Genomic DNA, 19,576 nt, shown 5'->3' with positions numbered 1-19,576 from the left:
GCAAAATCATGGCCCAGTTCCTCAACACAAAAGAAACTCTGGTGACAGAGGCGATAGACGGCCTTCTGGCCTCCTCCGGAGGGCAACTTACCCGGCTGGACGGATACCCACACATCAAGGTGATTTTCAGGTCGGATTGGGACAAGTCGAAGGTCGCCTTGGTGTCCGGCGGAGGATCTGGCCACGAACCCGCCCATGCAGGTTTTGTTGGCCCCGGTATGTTGACAGCAGCGGTGTGCGGCGAAGTGTTTGCTTCCCCGTCGGTAGAGGCGGTACTGGCGGGCATTCTTGCGGTTACGGGTGAGGCTGGGTGTTTGCTTATCGTGAAGAATTACACCGGTGATCGGTTGAACTTTGGACTGGCGGCTGAACGCGCCCGTGCATTGGGCCGCAAGGTAGAGATGGTTGTTGTTGATGATGACATCGCCCTGCCCGACCTTCCGCAACCACGTGGCGTGGCAGGTACGTTGTTCGTGCACAAAATCGCCGGAGCGCTCGCTGAAAGCAGTGCTGACCTAGACACCGTTACCAAAGCAGCAACAAGCACTATAGAAAAGGTTGTCAGCATCGGTATGAGCCTTGACACCTGTACCGTTCCGGGATCTCCAAAGGAAGACCGGATCGCACCCGGCAAAGCGGAGCTCGGCTTAGGCATCCACGGCGAGCCCGGTGTACAGCAAGTCGAGTTCTCAAATGCTGTATCGGCCATGTCCACAGTGGTGGAGAAGCTGAAGCAAAGGGTGGGTTCTGGGGATTGTGTGGCGTTGGTCAACAACCTTGGGTCGACAACTCCGCTAGAAATGGCTGTCCTCACGCACGCCTTGTCCGAGACTGGTATTGCCCATCACATCATCGGCCCAGCGCCAATGATGACATCGCTGGATATGCACGGGTTTTCTGTTTCTATTCTGCCTGTAGATCAGGACGATTTAGCGGCACTTGAAGCTCCTGTTGATCTGGCGGCTTGGCCCGGTGTCAATTCCATCGACCCGATAAAAGTAGCGCCTTTGCCTGATGGCCTGACCCCTATCGATCCAATTCCTTCGAACAATCCCGCCACAAGGGAGACGATCACCCGATTGTCTGAACTGCTCATCAACGCCGAGAAGAACCTGAACGAGCTGGACGCGAAATCCGGAGATGGCGATACAGGAAGCACGTTGGCGACGGCCGCTAGAGCGTTGCAAAGTAGCCTTGACCGAATGCCGCTCGCTGATCTGACACAACTGTTTCCGGCGTTGGGCAATGAGTTAAGCCAGACAATGGGTGGTTCTTCCGGCGTGATACTCGCTATTTTTTTCAACGCGGCTGGAGATGCCTCTGCGAGCGGGGCTTCGGTACCGAAGTCTCTGGTCGAAGGTCTGAATCGCGTCAGCCAGGTTGGGGGTGCCAAGGTAGGTGACAGGACAATGATTGACGCCCTGGCACCGGCACTTGCCGCTCTGCCATCTGGTCTGGCGCATGCGGCCGAGGCTGCCCGCGAAGGCGCGAACAACACCGCGAATATTCGACGTGCGAAGGCAGGCCGCGCAGCTTATGTTCCCGAAGAAAACCTAGTTGGTCATAACGATCCTGGCGCTGAGGCCGTTGCTTTGTTGTTTGAGGGCTTAGCGCGGGAGATTGAGGGTTGAAAAACACGTGGAAGACCAAAAACAAAAACTAGAATTGGTTAAAAAGCCAACCGTCAATGACATCGCGCGCGTAGCGGGTGTCAGCCTGGCGACTGTTGACCGGGTCTTGAACAGGCGCCCCGGCGTACGGGCCGTAACCGTACAGAAAGTACAAAAGGCGATTGATGAGCTGGGGTATGTGCGAGACACGGCCGCAGCAAACCTTGCACGAAACCGTGTCTACAATTTCCTCTTTATTCTGCCGGAAACGGACAACGAGTTTGTGGATGCAATCAGCAGTCAGATCGCAGAACAATCCCGCGACCAATTTATCGAGAGGACCCGCGTTGCGATAAAGAAAGTTGCTCCGTTTGAGCCGCAGGATATCGTTAACATTCTGGATACTGTCGACAGTTTGGAGGTTGACGGAGTCGCCGTTTTCGGACCCGAAACGCCTTCTGTCCGCGACGCCGTAAAAAGGCTGAGAGACAAAGGCGTTCCGGTGGTTGCGTTGGTGTCTGACTTGCCGAGTTCCGAGCGAGACCACTTTGTAGGAATTGATAACGTTTCGGCAGGGCGAACCGCCGCTCAGCTGATGGGACGATTTGTGCATCGCGACGGCAAGGTCTTGGTACTTACAGGATCCCGTTTGGCACGTGACCACCTAGAGCGTCGTCAAGGCTTTGATCTAGTTGTGGCTGAGGAATTCCCACACCTCGAAGTCGTAGCGTCTGTCGAGGGCCGGGATGACCCGGATCTGATTTACAAGATGATGCCCGAGATCTTTGACACCTACCCGGATCTGGTTGGAATTTATTCCTCAGCAGCAGGCAATGCAGGCCTGATTCAATTTCTTTCCGAGAACAAGCTCAGCAAAGATCTGGTGATCATAGCTCATGAGCTTACTCCGCTCAGTCGTGAGGCGCTTACGCTCGGTACATTTGACGCTCTTATCTCGCAAGACACCGGGCATATTGTTCGTTCAGCCGTCCGTCTGCTGCGTGCAACTTCAGACAAAGTACCATTCAACAAAGCCCAGGAACGTATCCGTATCGACATCTATCTGAAGGAAAATTTACCGCCATAGAGGCTTAGGTTTTGGGGAGGAAATTTTATGAAGACAATCAAAGGTCCGGCTTTGTTTCTTGCGCAATTCGCGGGGGACGAAGCGCCGTTCAATTCGTGGGACGCGATCACCAAATGGGCGGCTGACTGTGGATACAAGGGCGTTCAGGTTCCTAGTTGGGATGGCCGGTTGTTCGACCTGGAACAAGCCGCGTCCAGCGCCAGTTATTGTGATGACTTCAAAGGCAAAGCAAAGGAAAATGGCGTCGAAGTCACTGAACTTTCAACCCACCTTCAGGGCCAACTTGTGGCCGTTCATCCGGCCTATGACAGCGCGTTTGATGGTTTTGCAGCCGAAAGCGTCAGAGGAAACCCGAAAGCCCGGCAAGAATGGGCGGTAGACCAAGTGAAAAAAGCACTATCTGCTTCAAAAAATTTGGGTATTTCAGCGCATGCGACATTCTCAGGCGCATTGGCATGGCCCTATGTCTATCCTTGGCCGCAGCGCCCTGCTGGTTTGATCGAAACGGCATTCGAAGAGCTTGCTCGTCGTTGGGTGCCAATACTGGATCACGCCGAGGAATGCGGCGTTGACGTCTGTTACGAAATTCACCCAGGTGAGGACCTCCACGACGGCGTGACGTACGAGATGTTTCTTGAACGGACAGGCAATCACCCACGCGCTTGCATGTTGTACGACCCGTCGCACTACGTGCTGCAATGCCTCGACTATCTGGACAATATCGACATCTACAATGATCGGATCCGGATGTTCCATGTCAAAGATGCCGAGTTTAACCCGACCGGCCGACAGGGTGTTTATTCCGGGTATCAAGGCTGGGTCGATCGTGCCGGGCGCTTCCGGTCGCTTGGCGATGGCCAGGTGGATTTCGGGGCGGTCTTTTCAAAAATGGCGGCGAATAACTTTGATGGCTGGGCAGTTGTCGAATGGGAATGCTGCCTCAAACACCCCGAGGATGGAGCGCGTGAAGGCGCGCAGTTCGTGTCCGATCACATCATCCATGTGACCGAGAAAGCCTTTGATGATTTCGCTGATGGAGGTGCAGACGAAGACGCCAATCGAAAAATGCTGGGGATTGAGTGATGGTCACAGGACGCAGTGAAGAAGCCTCGGGCCGCATTCGGCTTGGCATGGTTGGCGGCGGAAACGACGCATTCATAGGCGGCGTTCACCGCATAGCCGCGCGATTGGACGACAAGTTTGAGTTGGTTGCCGGTGCTTTATCTTCGACGCCCGAAAAATCCATTGAAAGTGGGCAGGCATTGGGGCTCGAGCGGGTTTACGAAGACTTCAAACAAATAGCGATCAGGGAAGCTAGGCTGAAGTCTGGGATCGAGGCGGTCTCAATTGTCACGCCAAATCACGTTCACTATGCAGCCGCACGCGAGTTCCTGAAACGCGGTATTCATGTAATTTGTGACAAACCACTCACCTCGACTCTTGCCGATGCCAAAAAACTGGTCAAAGCAGCAGAAAGCGCGAATGCCCTATTCATTTTAACCCACAATTACACGGGCTATCCGATGGTTCGGCAGGCACGTGAAATGGTCGCCAACGGCGATATCGGAAAGATACGCGTGGTTCAGGTTGAATACCCGCAGGACTGGCTGACCGAGCAACAGGATTTCAAACAGGCAGAATGGCGAACCGATCCCGAACGCTCGGGCGCGGGTGGATCAACCGGTGACATCGGGACTCATGCTTACAACCTCGCTTGCTTTGTAACCGGGCTGAAGGCGGAAAGCTTGGCGGCGGACTTGCAGGCCTTTGTGCCGGGGCGCAAGGTCGATGACAACGCGCATGTCTTGCTTCGCTTCGAAGGCGGAGCGCGGGGTATGTTGTGGTCTTCTCAGGTGGCTCCCGGCAATGAAAACGCACTTCGTTTGCGAGTCTATGGCGAAAAAGGTGGACTGGAGTGGTCTCAGGAAGATCCTAACTATCTGTGGTTTACGCCCTACAACGAACCCAAGCGTCTAATCACCCGAAATGGAGCTGGGGCCGGTGATCCTGCCAATAGGTTGAGCAGAGTTCCTCCGGGCCATCCCGAGGGGTATCTGGAAGGGTTCGCGAATATCTATGGGGAGGCTGCGGAGGCGATCCAAGCTTTCCGAAACGGGACTTCACCTGACGCTTCGGTTGTTTATCCAACGGTCCGCGACGGCCTCAATGGCGTTAAGTTTGTAGCCGCGTGTGTGCAAAGCTCTTCAAAAAATGCGGCTTGGGTCAAGTTGGAGTAAAGTCTGGTTGTGCGGATAGAGTGGACATCTTGAAAAACGCTGTGAGTATCTGCCAACAACTGAAGCTCGCACAATCTTTAGATGAACGCTCCGAAACAACAAGCTGCGAGCATCGCTGAACGGGTGTTATGTGAACCACCTTAACGTTGTAGCATCACTCGCCGAGGTCCTTATCATTCGCATCCCCAGCTTCATGAAGCTCTTGCTTTTTCATATGCCGAAAGAATGCAATGTGATTTATGACGCGATCGATCTCATCCGCCTCGCCTGTAGTATAAGCGGCTGCAATCAGTTTGAACTGCGTTTCTAAGTCTTCGGCGAGGTCCGCGTCACTTATTCCAAGGCTGTCTCTGGCCTCCACCATCGCGACAGACTCCGCAAAATCTTCTTTCCACATCTCATTGAGATAGGTCCTCGTATCAAACTCGGGATCGTTCTCGCCCACGCCTCAACCCCGTTACGCTCGCTATAACGTTTCAAACAAATCACTTGAGAGGTAGTTCGATTTTTCTGTTGCCGAAACCGGTTTCGGAACAAACAAATAGTAGGATGACAACGAATCCCAATCTGCAAAACCGCCAATCTCAGTCTAGGAGCGCCTCACCACCACGGCGGGTGAAACTCGACGAATTGGCGGATCATCTCGGGCTTTCAAAGAGCACGGTATCGCGCGCATTGAACGGGTATTCAGACATCTCGGAAGTCACGCGAAAGAGAGTTGAGGTCACGGCAAGGAAGATGGGCTACCGCCCGCTCAGTCACGCGCAGGCTATTCGAACAGGAAAAGTTCGCGCTATTGCGATGGTCATCAACAGCGAAGAACCGGACCAGCACAACCCGTTTCTTCAGGATTTTCTGGCAGGCGCTTGCGAAGCAGCCAGTGCGTCGGACTGGACAATGACAATTTCCACAGCAAAGTCCGGGAAAGATATGCTCAATGTGTTGGAACGTCTTGTCGAAGAACGCAAGGCAGATGGTTTCATTTTGCCCCGGACCGAAGTGGACGACGCGCGGGTAAAGTATCTTGGAGAATTGAAGGTCCCATTTATCCTATACGGGCGGACTGAATACGGCCAATCTGATCCAATGGATGATATGTCTTGGTTTGACATATCGGGTGAAGCAGCAATCAGAAATGCGGTCGTTCGATTGGTCAACTTTGGCCATAGCCGTATCGGTTATGTCGGCAGTGATCCGAAGTTCAACTACAGTCATTTGCGCCGCGACGGGTATCTTGAAGGCCTGAAAGTTGCCGGCTTGCGGGATGATCCAGAATTGATCCGGGAAGGTGCACGGACACGCGAAGAAGGGGCTAACGAAGCGCGGTCACTGTTGAAATTGGACCACCCGCCAACCGCAATGGTGTTTGCGACCGACTTGGCTGCATTAGGGTGTTATCCAGTTTGCGCTGAACTTGGCCTTGAGATCGGAAAAGACGTTTCAATCCTTGGATATGACGGCATTCCCGAATGCCAATACGTCAATCCGGGGCTGACAACATTCAGCGTGGATTCGAGACGCGCAGGAGAGCGTCTGGCCACGCTACTGATCCGCCAGACCCGAGGCGAAGAACCCGCAACCCTGCGCGAACTCAGCGAAGCCGTGCTTATCGCACGCGAATCCGACGGGCCACCCCGGCTGACACCCGAGGCACTGGCGCGAAAAATCAACCTAATCCAACGATCATAACCGGGGAGGAAACCGACTATGAAACTCACACCTAAAGTATCTCGGCTGATGCTGGGCACATCGCTGGCGCTGGTGCTGGCTGCCGTTTCTGCGCAGGCGGACACAATCCGCTTCTGGACCACCGAGGAACAGCCCGAACGTCTGGCAAAGCAGCAAGAGATGGCCGATCAGTTCAAAGCCGAAACCGGTACCACGGTTGAGGTGATCCCGGTTACAGAAACCGATCTGGGCACCCGTGCCACAGCTGCTTTTGCTGCTGGTGACCTGCCGGATGTGGTTTACCACCCGCTGCAATACGCCCTGCCTTGGGCCGAAGCCGGAATTCTGGACACCGAAGCAGCGTCTGAGGTGATCGAAGAACTGGGTGCCGATACGTTTGCACCGGGCGCGCTGGGAATGGCGGCGTTCAACGGTGAAACGGCCTCTGTTCCGGTCGACGGCTGGACCCAAATGGTAGTCTATCGCAAAGACTTGTTCGACGAAGCTGGTCTGGAAGCGCCCGACAGCTTTGCCGACATTCAGGCCGCGCTGGAAGCGTTGCACAACCCGCCGGAAATGTATGGCTTTGTCTCGGCCACCAAGGTTGATGAGAACTTCATGAGCCAGGTGCTCGAGCATGTTTTCCTGGCCAATGGTGTGTCGCCGGTTGGCCCCGATGGGTTCCAGCCGTTGGACGAAGCCAAAACCACCGAGGTTCTGGATTTCTACAAAGCGATCTCCAAGGCATCTCCTCCGGGTGAGCTGTTCTGGAAGCAATCGCGCGAGCTGTATTTTGACGGCAAGGCCGCGATGATCATCTGGTCGCCCTTCATTCTGGATGAACTGGCCGGTCTGCGGGATAGTGCTCCGCCGACCATCAATGACGACCCAACCTCGCGTGATCTGGCCAGCAAAACCGGCATCGTAACCAAACTGTCCGGCCCGTCGAACCCCGATGGCGCAGCATGGGGTGACGTCCGTTACTTTGGCATCACCAACGACGCGGACACCGATGCGGCGATGGAATTCGTGAAATTCGCGATGGATGACGGCTATACCCGGACGCTGGCGATTGCGCCCGAGGGTAAGTTCCCGGTGCGCCGCGGCAATGCGGACAACCCGAATGCATTCTCTGAGGCTTGGGCCGAACTGCCCGTTGGCGTCGACCGCAAGGCACCGCTGGTTGAGCTATACGAACAGTCGATGATCGACGAGATCGTCGGCGGTTTGGATGTGGCGCAGCGCTGGGGCGTGGCCGAGGGTCAGTTGGCACTGGCATCGAAGATAATCAACAGCCAGGCGATCAACCGCGTCGTCCGTCAGTATATCGACGATGAGATTGACGCCGCAGCAGCCGTTACGGCGATGAACGAAGAACTCGCCAAGGTCGAGTAACGCTACCACTCAATGGCATCTGCAGCGGCGTTCGCGCCGCTGCACCCAACCCTCTGAGGTCTCTCATGTCTTCGGCCACCCCACCGAACGGTACCGGGGCTCTTGCCAAGCGCGAAGCGCGTCTTGCCAGGGCATTGCTGGCTCCGACCGTGATAAGCGTGTCTCTTGTTGTGATCCTGCCGCTGCTGGCGATCATCTGGATCAGCTTCAAGCCCTTTACCTTGTCCGACCTGCGCCCACCGGCGCCGGTTGTCCGAGAAAGCCTGCGTGGATCGGGCGATGATCTGCGGATCGAATATCGCCTGCGTAATTCCAGTCAGGAGATTGCCATCGGCGGCGTCACTCTAAGCGATGTGCTGCCTGAGGGTGTGACACCCACAGGTGAGATCGCAGCACCATGTGTGCTGGAAGGACAAGACCTGTTCTGCGATTTTGGTATCTTGGATGGCGGCCAACGCGAGAGAATTCGTATTCCGGTCACCGTAGACGGCGACCCTGACGCATTCGAAGAGTTGGTCGAAGGGTCAGAACCCGGCGTCACAGGCAGCGGTCCCAATGTGCTGACCAATTTCGAGTTCAGCCTAGAAAACTACGCCCGCGTCTTCGATGGGTCAGAGTTTTGGGGCGTGCTTTGGGTGACGCTGTTCTACACCGTCTTCGGAACCATCGGTGCATTGGTCATGGGATTGTTCGCCGCGCTGCTGCTTAACAAAAGTTTCCGCGGTCAAGGGTTCATACGCGGTCTCTATCTGTTCCCATATGTCGCCCCGGTGATTGCTGTAGCGTTCACCTGGGTTACTCTGTTTGACCCATTCTCAGGCTCCGCCAATGCACTGCTGGTTCAAATGGGCCTGAGCAGCGAACCAATCAACTTCTTCGGCGAACGACCACTGGCGCTGATCATGGTGACGGTGTTCGAGATTTGGCGCTATTTCCCGCTGTCCTTCCTGTTCATTCTGGCGCGGATGCAGTCCATAGACTCTAGCATGTATGAGGCGGCGGATATGGACGGCGCCTCTCCGTTCCAGAAGTTCTGGCTGCTGAGCATCCCGCAACTGCTGGGTATCCTGTCGGTGCTGTTCCTGCTTCGCTTTATCTGGACGTTCAACAAGTTCGACGACATCTTCCTGCTGACCGGCGGCAATGCGGGCACCCGCACGCTGACCGTAAATGTCTATGAGCAGGCCTTTGCAATCTCGAACATCGGCGCGGGCGCGGCCGTCGCCGTGGTAATCCTGATGTGCCTGATCGCCTTTAGCTTCGTCTTCTTCCGCTTCATCAGCCGAGAGGAGGGTCTGTGATGCGCAAAGGGTATATAACCGGCCCTGTTCTGGGCGCGCTATGGATGGTGGTGATCGCCACCACCGCTGCCATCACCATGTCGTTCTCAACCGGCGACGCATTCCGACCACAGGTTTTACTGTGCCTGATCTGGGGAACACTGGCTGGCCTTGTTTATGTCCGTTTTCCGCAACAGCACGCACGCGCGCGTCTGGGAATTTCGGCACTGTTGGGCCTGTCTTGCCTCACCGGATTTGGCCCGGTTCTGATCGGCTCTGGCACATCGTTGCAGGCGGTTCTGATCACGGTGATCGGCATTGCCGTTGTGATGCATCTGTCGATGGCAGCGATCCTGAAGGAAACACCGTTCGGTGAGCTCACCCGCCATGAATACGAGGATGCGGTGATCCGGTTCTGCACCGGTTTTGGTTATATCTTTTTCACGGCCATTGTGATCATTCCGTTCTATGTGATGGTGATGACCAGCCTGAAATCCCAGCAGGCGCTGTTGCAGAACCCGCTGGATTTCTCGGTGGACCTGAGCCAGGGCACCGCCCTGTTCCGCAGCTATACCGAGCTGTTCCGCGACTTCAATTTCGGCAGCTATCTGTGGACGTCCTTCTATGTCTCGGTACTGACGGTGTTCATAACGGTGCTGTTCAGCGTACCCGGAGCCTATGCCGTGGCGCGGTTCCGGTTTCAGGGACAAAAGGCCTTTTCCCGCTCGATTCTGCTGATCTACATGGTGCCGATGATCGTTCTGGCGCTGCCGATCTATATTGCTTTCTCGCTGACCGGCCTGCGCAACTCGATCCTCGGTATCGTGATGATCTACCCGGTTACGACAATTCCAGTCGCGTTGTATATGCTGCAGGGCTATTTTCGCGGATTGCCGACCGAGGTGGAAGAGGCCGGGCTGATGGACGGCCTGTCCCGTCTGGCAGTAATCTGGAAGATTACCTTGCCGCTGAGCCTGCCAGCGCTGGCCTCAGTCTCACTCTATGTCTTCATGATCGCATGGAACGAGTTCCTTCTCGCCTTCATGCTGCTGGACGACCCGTCGAAATTTACCCTGACCCGAGGAGTCACGATGCTGAACTCCTCAGAAATTCCCCGTCAGCACCTGATGGCCGGTGCGGTGATCGCCACCGTGCCGATCATGGCGCTGTTCCTGGGGCTTGAACGTTTTATGACCAAAGGCCTCACAGCGGGGTCTGTCAAAGGATGACCGAGATGAATCAACACACAAACCCCGACCGCGAGGCACGCAATATCCTGATTGCCAATGATCGCGGTGGCTACACGATCCCAACCGAAGGGCTGTACCCATACCAATGGAACTGGGACAGCGCGATTACTGCGCTTGGATTTGCCCAGTTCGACCTCGACCGCGCCTGGGTGGAGATCGAGACACTGTTTACCGGGCAATGGGATAATGGCATGGTGCCGCACATCCTTTTCCACCAGCAGGATGAAGGGTATTTCCCCGGCCCGGATGTTTGGGGCTGCAATGGTCCGATCCCCTCATCGGGTATTATCCAACCCCCCATCGCGGCCACGATGACCCGCAAAATCTGGGAACAGGACACCGCGTTCGGAGACGCGCGGATGAAGGCGCTGTTCCCAAAGCTCCGGGCTTGGCACCGCTGGATCATGAAATGGCGTTTGGATGAATTCGGGGCTGTTTGTACAACCCACCCTTGGGAAGCGGGTCGTGATAACGCGCCAGACTGGGACAATTCAATGGCGCGCATGGATGCGTCGGATGTGGGAGAGTACAAACGCCGCGACACCAGCCATGTTAACAGCGAGGATCGCCCGACAAAGTTCGACTATGACCGTTACATCAGGCTGGTACAGATCGGTCGAAAAGCAGCCTGGGATCAGCAGAAGCTGCTGTCGCTGAACCCGTTCCGTATCGCCGATCCGACGATGACCTTTACTACATTACGGGCCGCGCGGGACTTGCTGGTGATCAGTGAACAGCTTGGTCTGGCAGCTGAAGGCTTAAGCACAGACATTGAAAAACTGGAAGCTGGCGCTCGCTCGCTTTGGAACGAAGAGCTGGGCAGCTTTGACGCGCGTGACGCACATACCGGCGAGATGTCAGGTAGCGTATCGAACGCGTCCTACCTGTGCTGGTATGCGGGTGTTGAGTCGGACAAGATGCTGGAACGGTTGAAAGCCACACTAGAAACCGTGCCCTATCCGGTTCCAAGTTATGACCCGGAAATGCCGAAATTCGACGCGCGCCGCTACTGGCGCGGGCCCACCTGGGCTTTCATGAACATGATGATCGGATTCGGGCTACAGGATCTGGGTCATACCGAGCACGCAAATCAGTTGCGCAAAAAAACCGGCGATCTGATCTCGGGCTTTGGTTTTGCAGAATACTTCGATCCAATAACCGGGAGCCCGGCTGGTGGTAAGGCTTTCTCTTGGACAGCAGCAGTTTGGCTTCACTGGGCAGGGAGGGCCTGATGGGTAGCATCGAACTTAAGTCAGTCGAAAAATGGTTCGGCTCGGCCCAGGTCATCAAGGGAGTGGACCTCAAGATCGAAGAGGGCGAGTTCATCGTTTTTGTTGGCCCATCAGGTTGCGGAAAGTCCACTCTGTTGCGCATGATCGGCGGGCTCGAGGATATCTCGCGCGGGTCGTTGTTGATCAATGACAGTGATGTCACCGATCACCCGCCTTCAAAGCGCGGCCTGACGATGGTGTTCCAATCCTATGCGCTGTATCCGCATCTGACAGTTGCCGAGAATATGGGGTTTTCTTTGAAGGTGGCCGGAGTTCCCAAGGCGGACATCGCCGAACAGGTCAACCGCGCGGCCGAGGTTCTCAAGCTGGGACCGTTCCTGGAACGCCGACCCAAAGACCTGTCTGGTGGTCAACGGCAACGAGTGGCTATTGGCCGATCCATTGTCCGCGATCCCACCGCGTTCCTGTTTGACGAACCGCTTTCCAACCTCGACGCCGCCCTGCGGGTCGAGATGAGGTATGAGATCGCCAAGCTGCACCAAAGCCTCAAGCGCACGATGATCTACGTGACACATGATCAGGTCGAAGCGATGACATTGGCCGACCGCATCGTGGTTTTGGAATACGGCAAGATCGCTCAGGTCGGTACGCCGCGCGAGCTGTATGAACGCCCTGCGAACCTGTTCGTGGCCCAGTTCATCGGCAGCCCAAAGATGAATATCCTGCCCTGCGCGACCGAGGGTGACAGCTTCCATCTTGAGCACGGCCGCAGTGGCCCGTTTTCAAAGTCCGCAGCGGCCACCAAGCTTGGCATCCGCCCCGAACACATTCGGGTAGGCGCTGCAGGCGATGGTCAGACTGACGGCGTCATCGAGGTGATCGAATATCTGGGTGCAGACACATTCCTGATTGTGGATTGTGGAAGCGAGGACAAGGTCACAGTCCGTCTGAACGGCGATACGGCCCTGACACCGGGCACCCACATTGGTCTGCACTTCCCCACGGACAATCTGCATTTTTTTGATGAAAACGGGCAGGCTTTGGGGCTTGGATAGATGAACCCATCGGTATCCGTTGCAAACCTTGACCATTGACACTCAAGAACACAGTGAGTGTAAAGCTAAAGAACTGAAGCCGAAGCAAACCCTATCGATGTGGGCTGCTATATTCAGCCTAAACCTAGTGTCTTTGCCCCCTAAAATTGGGCCACTACTTTGTGCCCCTTGGGTTGCACGGGTTGGATGCCGTGACCTTAGCGACAACAGGTGCCGTGGCGGACGGTACAGCCGTCTACACCGCCGTGCATGAAGGCGGTGCCTACTACTTTGCCTCGAAAGAAAGTAAAGCGAAGTTCGAAGCAAACTCTGAAGCGTATCTTCCGCAATATGGCGGCTTCTATGCCTTCGTGATCGCGCTTGGCAAGAAATTCGATGGAGATCCGAAACATGCGGACATCATTGACGGGCCGCTTTTTCTATTTGTGAATTCGCATTTGAGCAGCGGGTGTTGAGCCGACTCAAGAATTAGTTACGCGATGTTTTAACCACCCACGGATACCAGTTGATTGAACAAATTTTTAATCACAGATACCTCGATAGTAAAAATAATATTCATTATCATATAGTTAACAATACATACTGCTATTACTAAAAAATTAGTTTGACAGCTGCGCCGAATATCACCGATGCTGATTGCCATCCGGTCTGCGCCGGATCACATAATCTTGGGAGGAGACAGATGCGGAGACATCTACTTTCCGCCGTGGCGGCAGCGGCCGTCATTGCGGGGCATGGTCCTGTTTGGGCCGACGAAGCCGCAGCACAACGTTGGATTGACGACGAATTCCAGCCATCGACCTTGTCGAAGGACGAACAGTTGTCCGAAATGAAGTGGTTCATCGAAGCTGCACAACCTTACTCGGGCATGGAAATCAATGTCCTGTCCGAGGGTATCCCGACGCATTCCTATGAATCCGAGGTTCTGACAAAGGCGTTCGAGGAAATCACAGGGATCAAAGTCAATCACCAGATTCTTGGCGAAGGTGAAGTGGTTCAGGCCGTTCAGACTCAGCTACAAACCGGGCGGAACCTTTATGATGGTTATGTCAACGACAGCGACCTGATCGGAACACATTCGCGTCTGCAGTTGGCCTATCCGCTTACCGACATGATGGGTGGCGACTGGGCTGCGACAACTTCTCCGACGCTGGATCTGGATGACTTCATGGGCATTCAGTTCACCACCGGTCCGGACGGCAAGTTGTATCAGCTGCCTGACCAGCAGTTCGCGAACCTCTACTGGTTCCGCAAGGACTGGTTCGATGACGAGGACAACAAAGCCGCGTTTAAAGAGAAATACGGCTATGATCTGGGCGTTCCGGTTAACTGGTCGGCCTACGAAGACATCGCTGAATTCTTCACAAATGACGTAAAAGAAGTCGATGGCGTCGCGATCTATGGCCACATGGACTATGGCAAGCGCGCGCCTGACCTCGGATGGCGCATGACCGACGCCTGGCTGTCGATGGCTGGTGCTGGTGACGTGGGCGAGCCGAACGGTGTTCCCGTCGACGAATGGGGCATTCGAATGGAAGCGGGCACATGTAACCCGGTCGGTGCGTCCGTTTCGCGCGGTGGTGCTGCAAACGGTCCGGCTGCGGTCTATGCGATCCGCAAGTGGGATGAATGGCTGCGGAACTATGCGCCTCCGGGTGCCGCAAGCTATGACTTTTATCAGTCGCTACCGGCGCTCAGCCAAGGCAATGTGGCCCAACAGATATTCTGGTACACCGCCTTTACCGCCGACATGGTCAAGCCCAAATCCGAAGGCAACAACACCGTCGACGACGAAGGCACGCCGCTGTGGCGGATGGCGCCCAGCCCGCATGGCCCCTACTGGGAAGAAGGCCAGAAGGTTGGTTATCAGGATGTGGGTTCCTGGACCTTCCTGAAATCGACCCCTGCGGATCGTGCTCAAGCAGCATGGCTGTACGCTCAGTTCGTGACCTCCAAGACTGTCGATGTGAAAAAGTCCCATGTGGGTCTGACTTTCATCCGCGACAGCTCGGTCAACCACGAGTCGTTCACCGAACGCGCACCCAAGCTCGGTGGTCTGGTCGAGTTCTATCGCTCGCCTGACCGTGTGGCATGGTCGCCGACCGGCATCAACGTTCCGGACTATCCGAAGCTGGCCCAGATCTGGTGGCAGCAGATCGGTGACGTGAACTCAGGCGCGTTTACTCCGCAAGAGGCGATGGACCGTCTGGCAGAAGAGATGGACATCACCATGGCCCGTATGCAGGCCGCGGATGAAAGCGCAGGTGTTTACGGTGGATGCGGACCGCGCCTGAACGAGCCGCAGGATGCGTCATTCTGGCTCGAGAAAGAGGGTTCGCCCAAGGCCAAGCTTGAGAACGAAAAGCCGCAAGGCCAGACTGTCAACTATGACGAGCTGGTTCAGCGCTGGCAGTCTCAGTAAGCCAAAGCAACCCGGGGTGCCGTTCGCGGCACCCCCACACCTACACCAAGACCAAGACAGCGCGGGCGCTGCGGGATCGGAATTCGCGAAAATGATCGAACTACAGGACGCGACCAAGCGGGTCGGCAACGTCATCCATATCAAACCAACCAACCTGACGCTGCAGACCGGCCATTTCAATGTGCTGCTGGGCGCGACAGGATCGGGTAAGACCTCTCTGATCAAGATGATGGCCGGGCTGGACCCGATGGCCTCGGGCAAGGTCTGTATGGATGGGCAGGATGTGACTAAACTGAGCACGCAGAAGCGGCAGATCAGCCTGGTGCACCAGTTCTTTGTAAACTACCCGCATATGACCGTGTTCGACAACATCGCCTCTCCATTGCGCGTTGCGGGCATGGCAAAGTCCGAGATTGTGGGTCGCGTGGAAGAAGCCGCGGATCTGCTTCAACTGCGCCCGATGTTACACCGCCGCCCGCATGAGCTGTCGGGCGGGCAACAGCAACGCACGGCACTCGCACGCGCCATCGCGAAAGAGAGCCGCGCCGTCTTTCTCGACGAACCGTTGGCCAACCTTGATTACAAACTGCGTGAAGAATTGCGCGAGCAGCTGCCCGATCTGTTCGCAGGTCGTGGTGCTGTGGTGGTTTATGCCACGTCAGAGCCCGAAGAAGCACTGCTACTGGGTGGATACACGGCCCTGATGGAAGATGGCCGCGTGACCCAGTTCGGGCCAACCGCTAACATTTATCGCAACCCTGAGAACATCGCCGCCGCGCGAGTTTTTTCGGATCCGCCGGTCAATGTCGCGCGCATCACTGTGTCCGGCGCTCAGGCGCAATTGGCTGGTGGAGGTGGCTGGGCTGTCACAGACATGGCCGACGGAGATTACATGGTCGCCGTGCGGCCCCATCGGGTGACCCCGTTTCGCTCTTCCGATGATGATGTGGAGCTTACCGGCCGCGTGATCGTGACCGAACTGTCCGGCTCGGATTCCAGCGCGCATTTCCAACATGGCGATGATGCGTGGGTGTCACTTGCCTCGGGCGTCCACCCCTATCAGGTTGGCGAAGATCACAGCTTCTACATGAACCCGGCCCACTGCCGGTACTTCGGCCAAGACGGCAAAAGGGTGGCCTGACATGGCACAGATCAAGCTTTCAAACCTGCGACACAGCTACATGCCTGCGCCGAAAGGCCCGGAAGATTATGCGCTGAAGGAAATCGACGTGACTTGGCGGGATGGTGGGGCTTACGCTCTGCTGGGGCCGTCCGGTTGTGGCAAGTCCACGTTGCTGAACATTATCTCGGGTCTTTTGACGCCGTCCGAAGGACAGATCCTGTTTGACGACCGTGACGTGACCGCCCTGCCCCCCGACCAGCGCAACATCGCACAGGTGTTCCAGTTCCCGGTGATCTACGACACGATGACCGTCGGCGAGAACCTGGCTTTCCCGCTGAAAAACCGGGGTGTTGACCCGGCAATGATCAAGCGACGCGTTGATGAGATTGCCGAGATGCTAGACGTCACGGATATGCTGAACACCCGAGCAAGCGGCCTTAGCCCGGACAACAAGCAGAAGATTTCCATGGGCCGCGGTCTGGTCCGCGATGACGTGAACGCAGTGATGTTCGATGAGCCGCTGACGGTGATCGATCCACATTTGAAATGGAAACTGCGCTCCAAGCTGAAAGAGCTACACCAGCGTGTGCAAGCCACGATGATCTACGTAACCCACGACCAGACCGAAGCACTAACCTTCGCCGACGAAGTGGTCGTGATGCAGGAAGGTGAAGTGGTGCAGATCGGCACGCCCGTTGAGTTATTCGAGCGGCCCCAACACACCTTTGTCGGCCACTTCATCGGCTCCCCCGGCATGAATGTCCTGCCCTGTGAAGCGAAAGGTGACCGCGCCGTGTTCGAAGGTCACGAGGTCATTCTAGAAGGCCCCACCCATGGCGACGGAGGTCGCACAGATCTGGGCATCCGCCCAGAATACGTGGGCTTTGGCGACTCGGGCATCCCGGCGCATGTCACCAAAGTCTCGGACATCGGTCGCCACTATGTGGTCAGTGCCATGGTCGGTAACACCCCCCTCAAGGCCGTGACTGAACACAGCGTGCCTGAGCCCGGATCACAGGTCTACCTGCAATTCAAACCTGAACAATCCCGCGTCTATCGCGACGGCTGGATCGCAACCGAGGAGCGGGCGCTATGAGAACCGAAAACCAAAAAGCCTGGTTCTTTGTCCTACCGGTGTTGGCGCTGGTCGCGTTTAACGCGCTGGTGCCGATGATGACGGTGGTCAACTACTCGGTGCAGGAAACCTTTGGCAACAACCAATTCTTCTGGGAAGGGCTGGGCTGGTTCGAGCAAATCCTGCGTTCTGACAGGTTTCAGGCTGCCTTAGGGCGACAGTTCCTGTTCACCTTCCTGATCCTGCTGATCGAGGTGCCCCTTGGCATCATCGTGGCCCTGTCGATGCCCCGCAAAGGGTTCTGGGTGCCGGTCTGTCTGGTGCTGATGGCCCTGCCGATGCTGATCCCGTGGAACGTAGTCGGGTCGATGTGGAACATCTTCACCCTGCCCAAGATCGGTCTTCTGGGATACTTCCTGAATGACGTTCTGGGCATCAACTATGACATGACGCAACAGCCGCTGTCGGCTTGGATCACCGTCATTGTCATGGATGTCTGGCACTGGACTTCGCTGGTGGTGCTGCTGTGCTACGCGGGTCTCGTCTCGATCCCGGACGCGTACTATCAGGCAGCCAAAATCGACGGTGCCAGCCCGTGGTCGGTATTCCGCTATATCCAGCTGCCCAAGATGAAGACCGTCCTGACCATCGCCGTGCTGCTTCGCTTCATGGACAGCTTCAACATCTATACCGAGCCCTTCGTTCTGACCGGCGGTGGCCCCGGCAACTCAACCACCTTGCTGTCGATCGACCTTGTGAAGATCGCGCTGGGACAGTTCGACCTTGGCCCTGCAGCCGCGATGAGCCTGATCTACTTCGCCATCACGCTGCTTGTGTCGTGGGTCTTCTACACTCTGATGACAAAGGATGACGCGCAATGAAGAAGCGGTCCCTTATCCCGATCCTCTATATCGCGTTTCTCATGTTACCGATCTATTGGCTGGTGGCGATGTCCTTCAAAACCACGAACGAGATCCTGTCGGGCTTTTCACTGTTCCCCCAAACCTTCACGCTGGAGAACTATTTCACGATCTTCACCGACCCGACGTGGTACTGGGGGTATATCAACTCGATCATCTACGTTACGATCAACACGGTGCTCTCGGTCTGTGTGGCGCTGCCTGCGGCCTACGCGTTCTCGCGCTACCGGTTCCTGGGGGACAAACAGCTGTTCTTCTGGCTGCTGACCAACCGGATGGCACCGGCAGCTGTGTTCGCGCTGCCGTTTTTCCAGCTGTATTCGTCGATCCACCTGTTCGACACTTATCTGGCTGTGGCGCTGGCACACACGCTGTTCAACGTTCCGCTGGCGGTTTGGATTTTGGAAGGCTTCATGCGAGGTATCCCGAAGGAATTGGATGAAACGGCTTATGTCGATGGTTACTCCTTCCCGCGCTTCTTCGTAACGATCTTCCTACCAAACATTAAAGCCGGCGTAGGGGTCGCGGCCTTCTTCTGCTTTATGTTCTCATGGGTCGAGATGTTGCTGGCGAAGACCCTGACGGCAGTCGAGGCCAAACCAATTGCCGCCGTGATGACCCGCACCGCTTCCAGCGCGGGGTACGAACTGGGCCTGCTGGCCGCCGCCGGCACGTTGACCATCATCCCCGGCGCCATCGTCATCTGGTTTGTCCGCAACTACATCGCGCGCGGTTTCGCGATGGGACGTGTGTGAGGTTCGATATGCGTAAACTTCTTGTCACTCTGCCATTCCTGCCTTCAGTGGCCTACGCCCAACAGGCCGGTTGGGGCAGTGTCGGCCAGCAAGAGGAAAAAGGTTTCTCGTGGACCGCTCCTTTGTGGCCGGATTTCTGGATGGCATGGACTCCGGCAACACTGGCGGTGTTCATCGGTATATTTTCGGCCATCGCCCTAATCGGTTTGCTGGAAGGGTTCAAATTCCGAGACGGGATCGAGCGGCGCGGCGTGCTGGGACTGACCACCACGCTGGGGGATCGGTTGTTCATCACCCTGCTGGGCTCGACCTATATCTTCCTGGCCTGGCTCGGGCTGGTTGGCCAACCTGTTTGGACGCCGCTTTTCCTGTCCATCGGTTGGGGCGTCTCCGTCTTCTGGAAAGTTTAGGCTTTGCGAAACAGCGAAAGGATGCTTGTCTGTCAGGCATACTAATAATGGCGACAC

The 19,576-nt window shown here is 56.1% G+C and carries 18 protein-coding genes; 17 read left to right on the top strand and 1 reads right to left on the bottom strand.

Annotated elements, in window-relative coordinates:
* Positions 1 to 8: 8 nt before the first annotated feature.
* Genes AC2FI7_RS20015 through AC2FI7_RS20000 form a run of 4 tightly spaced genes read left to right on the top strand, consistent with a single transcriptional unit; the run spans position 9 to position 4,934 of the window.
* The gene (locus AC2FI7_RS20015) at positions 9 to 1,631 is read left to right on the top strand and encodes a dihydroxyacetone kinase subunit DhaK (protein ID WP_010442357.1); all 1,623 of its coding nucleotides are present in this window, start codon (positions 9 to 11) and stop codon (positions 1,629 to 1,631) included.
* A 7-nt stretch (positions 1,632 to 1,638) separates the two neighbouring features.
* Positions 1,639 to 2,697 carry a LacI family DNA-binding transcriptional regulator gene (locus tag AC2FI7_RS20010; RefSeq protein ID WP_010442356.1) on the top strand — a complete coding sequence of 353 codons (1,059 nt, stop codon included), beginning with the start codon at positions 1,639 to 1,641 and terminating at the stop codon, positions 2,695 to 2,697.
* Positions 2,698 to 2,724: 27 nt separating this feature from the next.
* Positions 2,725 to 3,780, top strand: a complete 1,056-nt coding sequence (locus AC2FI7_RS20005; RefSeq protein ID WP_496816628.1) for a sugar phosphate isomerase/epimerase family protein — start codon at positions 2,725 to 2,727, stop codon at positions 3,778 to 3,780.
* On the top strand, positions 3,780 to 4,934 hold the full coding sequence (locus tag AC2FI7_RS20000) for a Gfo/Idh/MocA family protein (RefSeq protein WP_496833583.1): 1,155 nt from the start codon (positions 3,780 to 3,782) through the stop codon (positions 4,932 to 4,934). The genes AC2FI7_RS20005 and AC2FI7_RS20000 overlap by 1 nt, the downstream gene beginning before the upstream one ends.
* A 154-nt stretch (positions 4,935 to 5,088) precedes the next feature.
* Here AC2FI7_RS20000 and AC2FI7_RS19995 read toward each other — a convergent pair whose 3' ends face one another.
* Complete coding sequence (locus AC2FI7_RS19995) at positions 5,089 to 5,379, bottom strand: hypothetical protein (protein WP_496816626.1); 291 nt, start codon at positions 5,377 to 5,379, stop codon at positions 5,089 to 5,091.
* 104 nt (positions 5,380 to 5,483) lie between these two features.
* Between AC2FI7_RS19995 and AC2FI7_RS19990 the strand changes: the two genes are divergently transcribed.
* From AC2FI7_RS19990 to AC2FI7_RS19930, 13 genes are all read left to right on the top strand, one after another.
* A complete protein-coding gene (locus tag AC2FI7_RS19990) occupies positions 5,484 to 6,623 on the top strand; it encodes a LacI family DNA-binding transcriptional regulator (RefSeq protein WP_037321643.1) in 1,140 nt (379 codons plus the stop codon).
* 18 nt (positions 6,624 to 6,641) lie between these two features.
* Positions 6,642 to 7,997: an ABC transporter substrate-binding protein gene (locus tag AC2FI7_RS19985; RefSeq protein WP_496816625.1), complete on the top strand. Its 1,356-nt coding sequence runs from the start codon at positions 6,642 to 6,644 to the stop codon at positions 7,995 to 7,997.
* 65 nt (positions 7,998 to 8,062) lie between these two features.
* Entirely contained in the window at positions 8,063 to 9,298 is a 1,236-nt protein-coding gene (locus AC2FI7_RS19980) for a carbohydrate ABC transporter permease (protein ID WP_010442350.1), read from the top strand.
* Positions 9,298 to 10,506, top strand: coding sequence for a carbohydrate ABC transporter permease (locus tag AC2FI7_RS19975; RefSeq protein WP_010442349.1), 1,209 nt, complete (start codon positions 9,298 to 9,300; stop codon positions 10,504 to 10,506). The genes AC2FI7_RS19980 and AC2FI7_RS19975 overlap by 1 nt, the downstream gene beginning before the upstream one ends.
* Before the next feature lie 5 nt (positions 10,507 to 10,511).
* On the top strand, positions 10,512 to 11,759 hold the full coding sequence (locus AC2FI7_RS19970; protein ID WP_120981223.1) for an MGH1-like glycoside hydrolase domain-containing protein: 1,248 nt from the start codon (positions 10,512 to 10,514) through the stop codon (positions 11,757 to 11,759).
* Positions 11,759 to 12,814: an ABC transporter ATP-binding protein gene (locus AC2FI7_RS19965; protein WP_496816622.1), complete on the top strand. Its 1,056-nt coding sequence runs from the start codon at positions 11,759 to 11,761 to the stop codon at positions 12,812 to 12,814. Before AC2FI7_RS19970 ends, AC2FI7_RS19965 begins: the two co-directional genes overlap by 1 nt.
* Positions 12,815 to 12,996: 182 nt before the next feature.
* Positions 12,997 to 13,269, top strand: coding sequence for a YHS domain-containing (seleno)protein (locus tag AC2FI7_RS19960; RefSeq protein WP_158005276.1), 273 nt, complete (start codon positions 12,997 to 12,999; stop codon positions 13,267 to 13,269).
* A 227-nt stretch (positions 13,270 to 13,496) separates the two neighbouring features.
* On the top strand, positions 13,497 to 15,236 hold the full coding sequence (locus AC2FI7_RS19955) for an ABC transporter substrate-binding protein (RefSeq protein WP_010442345.1): 1,740 nt from the start codon (positions 13,497 to 13,499) through the stop codon (positions 15,234 to 15,236).
* Positions 15,237 to 15,327: 91 nt separating this feature from the next.
* Positions 15,328 to 16,377, top strand: coding sequence for an ABC transporter ATP-binding protein (locus AC2FI7_RS19950; RefSeq protein ID WP_010442344.1), 1,050 nt, complete (start codon positions 15,328 to 15,330; stop codon positions 16,375 to 16,377).
* 1 nt (position 16,378) lies between these two features.
* Positions 16,379 to 17,455: an ABC transporter ATP-binding protein gene (locus AC2FI7_RS19945; protein WP_010442343.1), complete on the top strand. Its 1,077-nt coding sequence runs from the start codon at positions 16,379 to 16,381 to the stop codon at positions 17,453 to 17,455.
* Entirely contained in the window at positions 17,452 to 18,315 is an 864-nt protein-coding gene (locus tag AC2FI7_RS19940; protein ID WP_170392846.1) for a carbohydrate ABC transporter permease, read from the top strand. Before AC2FI7_RS19945 ends, AC2FI7_RS19940 begins: the two co-directional genes overlap by 4 nt.
* Entirely contained in the window at positions 18,312 to 19,109 is a 798-nt protein-coding gene (locus AC2FI7_RS19935; RefSeq protein WP_010442341.1) for a carbohydrate ABC transporter permease, read from the top strand. Before AC2FI7_RS19940 ends, AC2FI7_RS19935 begins: the two co-directional genes overlap by 4 nt.
* An 8-nt stretch (positions 19,110 to 19,117) precedes the next feature.
* Entirely contained in the window at positions 19,118 to 19,519 is a 402-nt protein-coding gene (locus AC2FI7_RS19930) for a DUF2160 domain-containing protein (protein WP_496816619.1), read from the top strand.
* Positions 19,520 to 19,576 lie beyond the last annotated feature (57 nt).

The organism is Ruegeria sp. YTSA064 (genome assembly GCF_059610325.1).
Note: the sequence above shows the minus strand (reverse complement) of the source record. Positions and strands in the feature narration are given on the sequence as shown.

Coding starts and splice junctions, on each gene's coding strand:
- AC2FI7_RS20015 (WP_010442357.1), top strand. CDS start 9: ATGGCCCAGTTCCTCAACACAAAAGAAACTCTGGTGACAGAGGCGATA.
- AC2FI7_RS20005 (WP_496816628.1), top strand. CDS start 2,725: ATGAAGACAATCAAAGGTCCGGCTTTGTTTCTTGCGCAATTCGCGGGG.
- AC2FI7_RS20000 (WP_496833583.1), top strand. CDS start 3,780: ATGGTCACAGGACGCAGTGAAGAAGCCTCGGGCCGCATTCGGCTTGGC.
- AC2FI7_RS19990 (WP_037321643.1), top strand. CDS start 5,484: ATGACAACGAATCCCAATCTGCAAAACCGCCAATCTCAGTCTAGGAGC.
- AC2FI7_RS19985 (WP_496816625.1), top strand. CDS start 6,642: ATGAAACTCACACCTAAAGTATCTCGGCTGATGCTGGGCACATCGCTG.
- AC2FI7_RS19980 (WP_010442350.1), top strand. CDS start 8,063: ATGTCTTCGGCCACCCCACCGAACGGTACCGGGGCTCTTGCCAAGCGC.
- AC2FI7_RS19975 (WP_010442349.1), top strand. CDS start 9,298: ATGCGCAAAGGGTATATAACCGGCCCTGTTCTGGGCGCGCTATGGATG.
- AC2FI7_RS19970 (WP_120981223.1), top strand. CDS start 10,512: ATGAATCAACACACAAACCCCGACCGCGAGGCACGCAATATCCTGATT.
- AC2FI7_RS19965 (WP_496816622.1), top strand. CDS start 11,759: ATGGGTAGCATCGAACTTAAGTCAGTCGAAAAATGGTTCGGCTCGGCC.
- AC2FI7_RS19955 (WP_010442345.1), top strand. CDS start 13,497: ATGCGGAGACATCTACTTTCCGCCGTGGCGGCAGCGGCCGTCATTGCG.
- AC2FI7_RS19950 (WP_010442344.1), top strand. CDS start 15,328: ATGATCGAACTACAGGACGCGACCAAGCGGGTCGGCAACGTCATCCAT.
- AC2FI7_RS19945 (WP_010442343.1), top strand. CDS start 16,379: ATGGCACAGATCAAGCTTTCAAACCTGCGACACAGCTACATGCCTGCG.
- AC2FI7_RS19940 (WP_170392846.1), top strand. CDS start 17,452: ATGAGAACCGAAAACCAAAAAGCCTGGTTCTTTGTCCTACCGGTGTTG.
- AC2FI7_RS19935 (WP_010442341.1), top strand. CDS start 18,312: ATGAAGAAGCGGTCCCTTATCCCGATCCTCTATATCGCGTTTCTCATG.
- AC2FI7_RS19930 (WP_496816619.1), top strand. CDS start 19,118: ATGCGTAAACTTCTTGTCACTCTGCCATTCCTGCCTTCAGTGGCCTAC.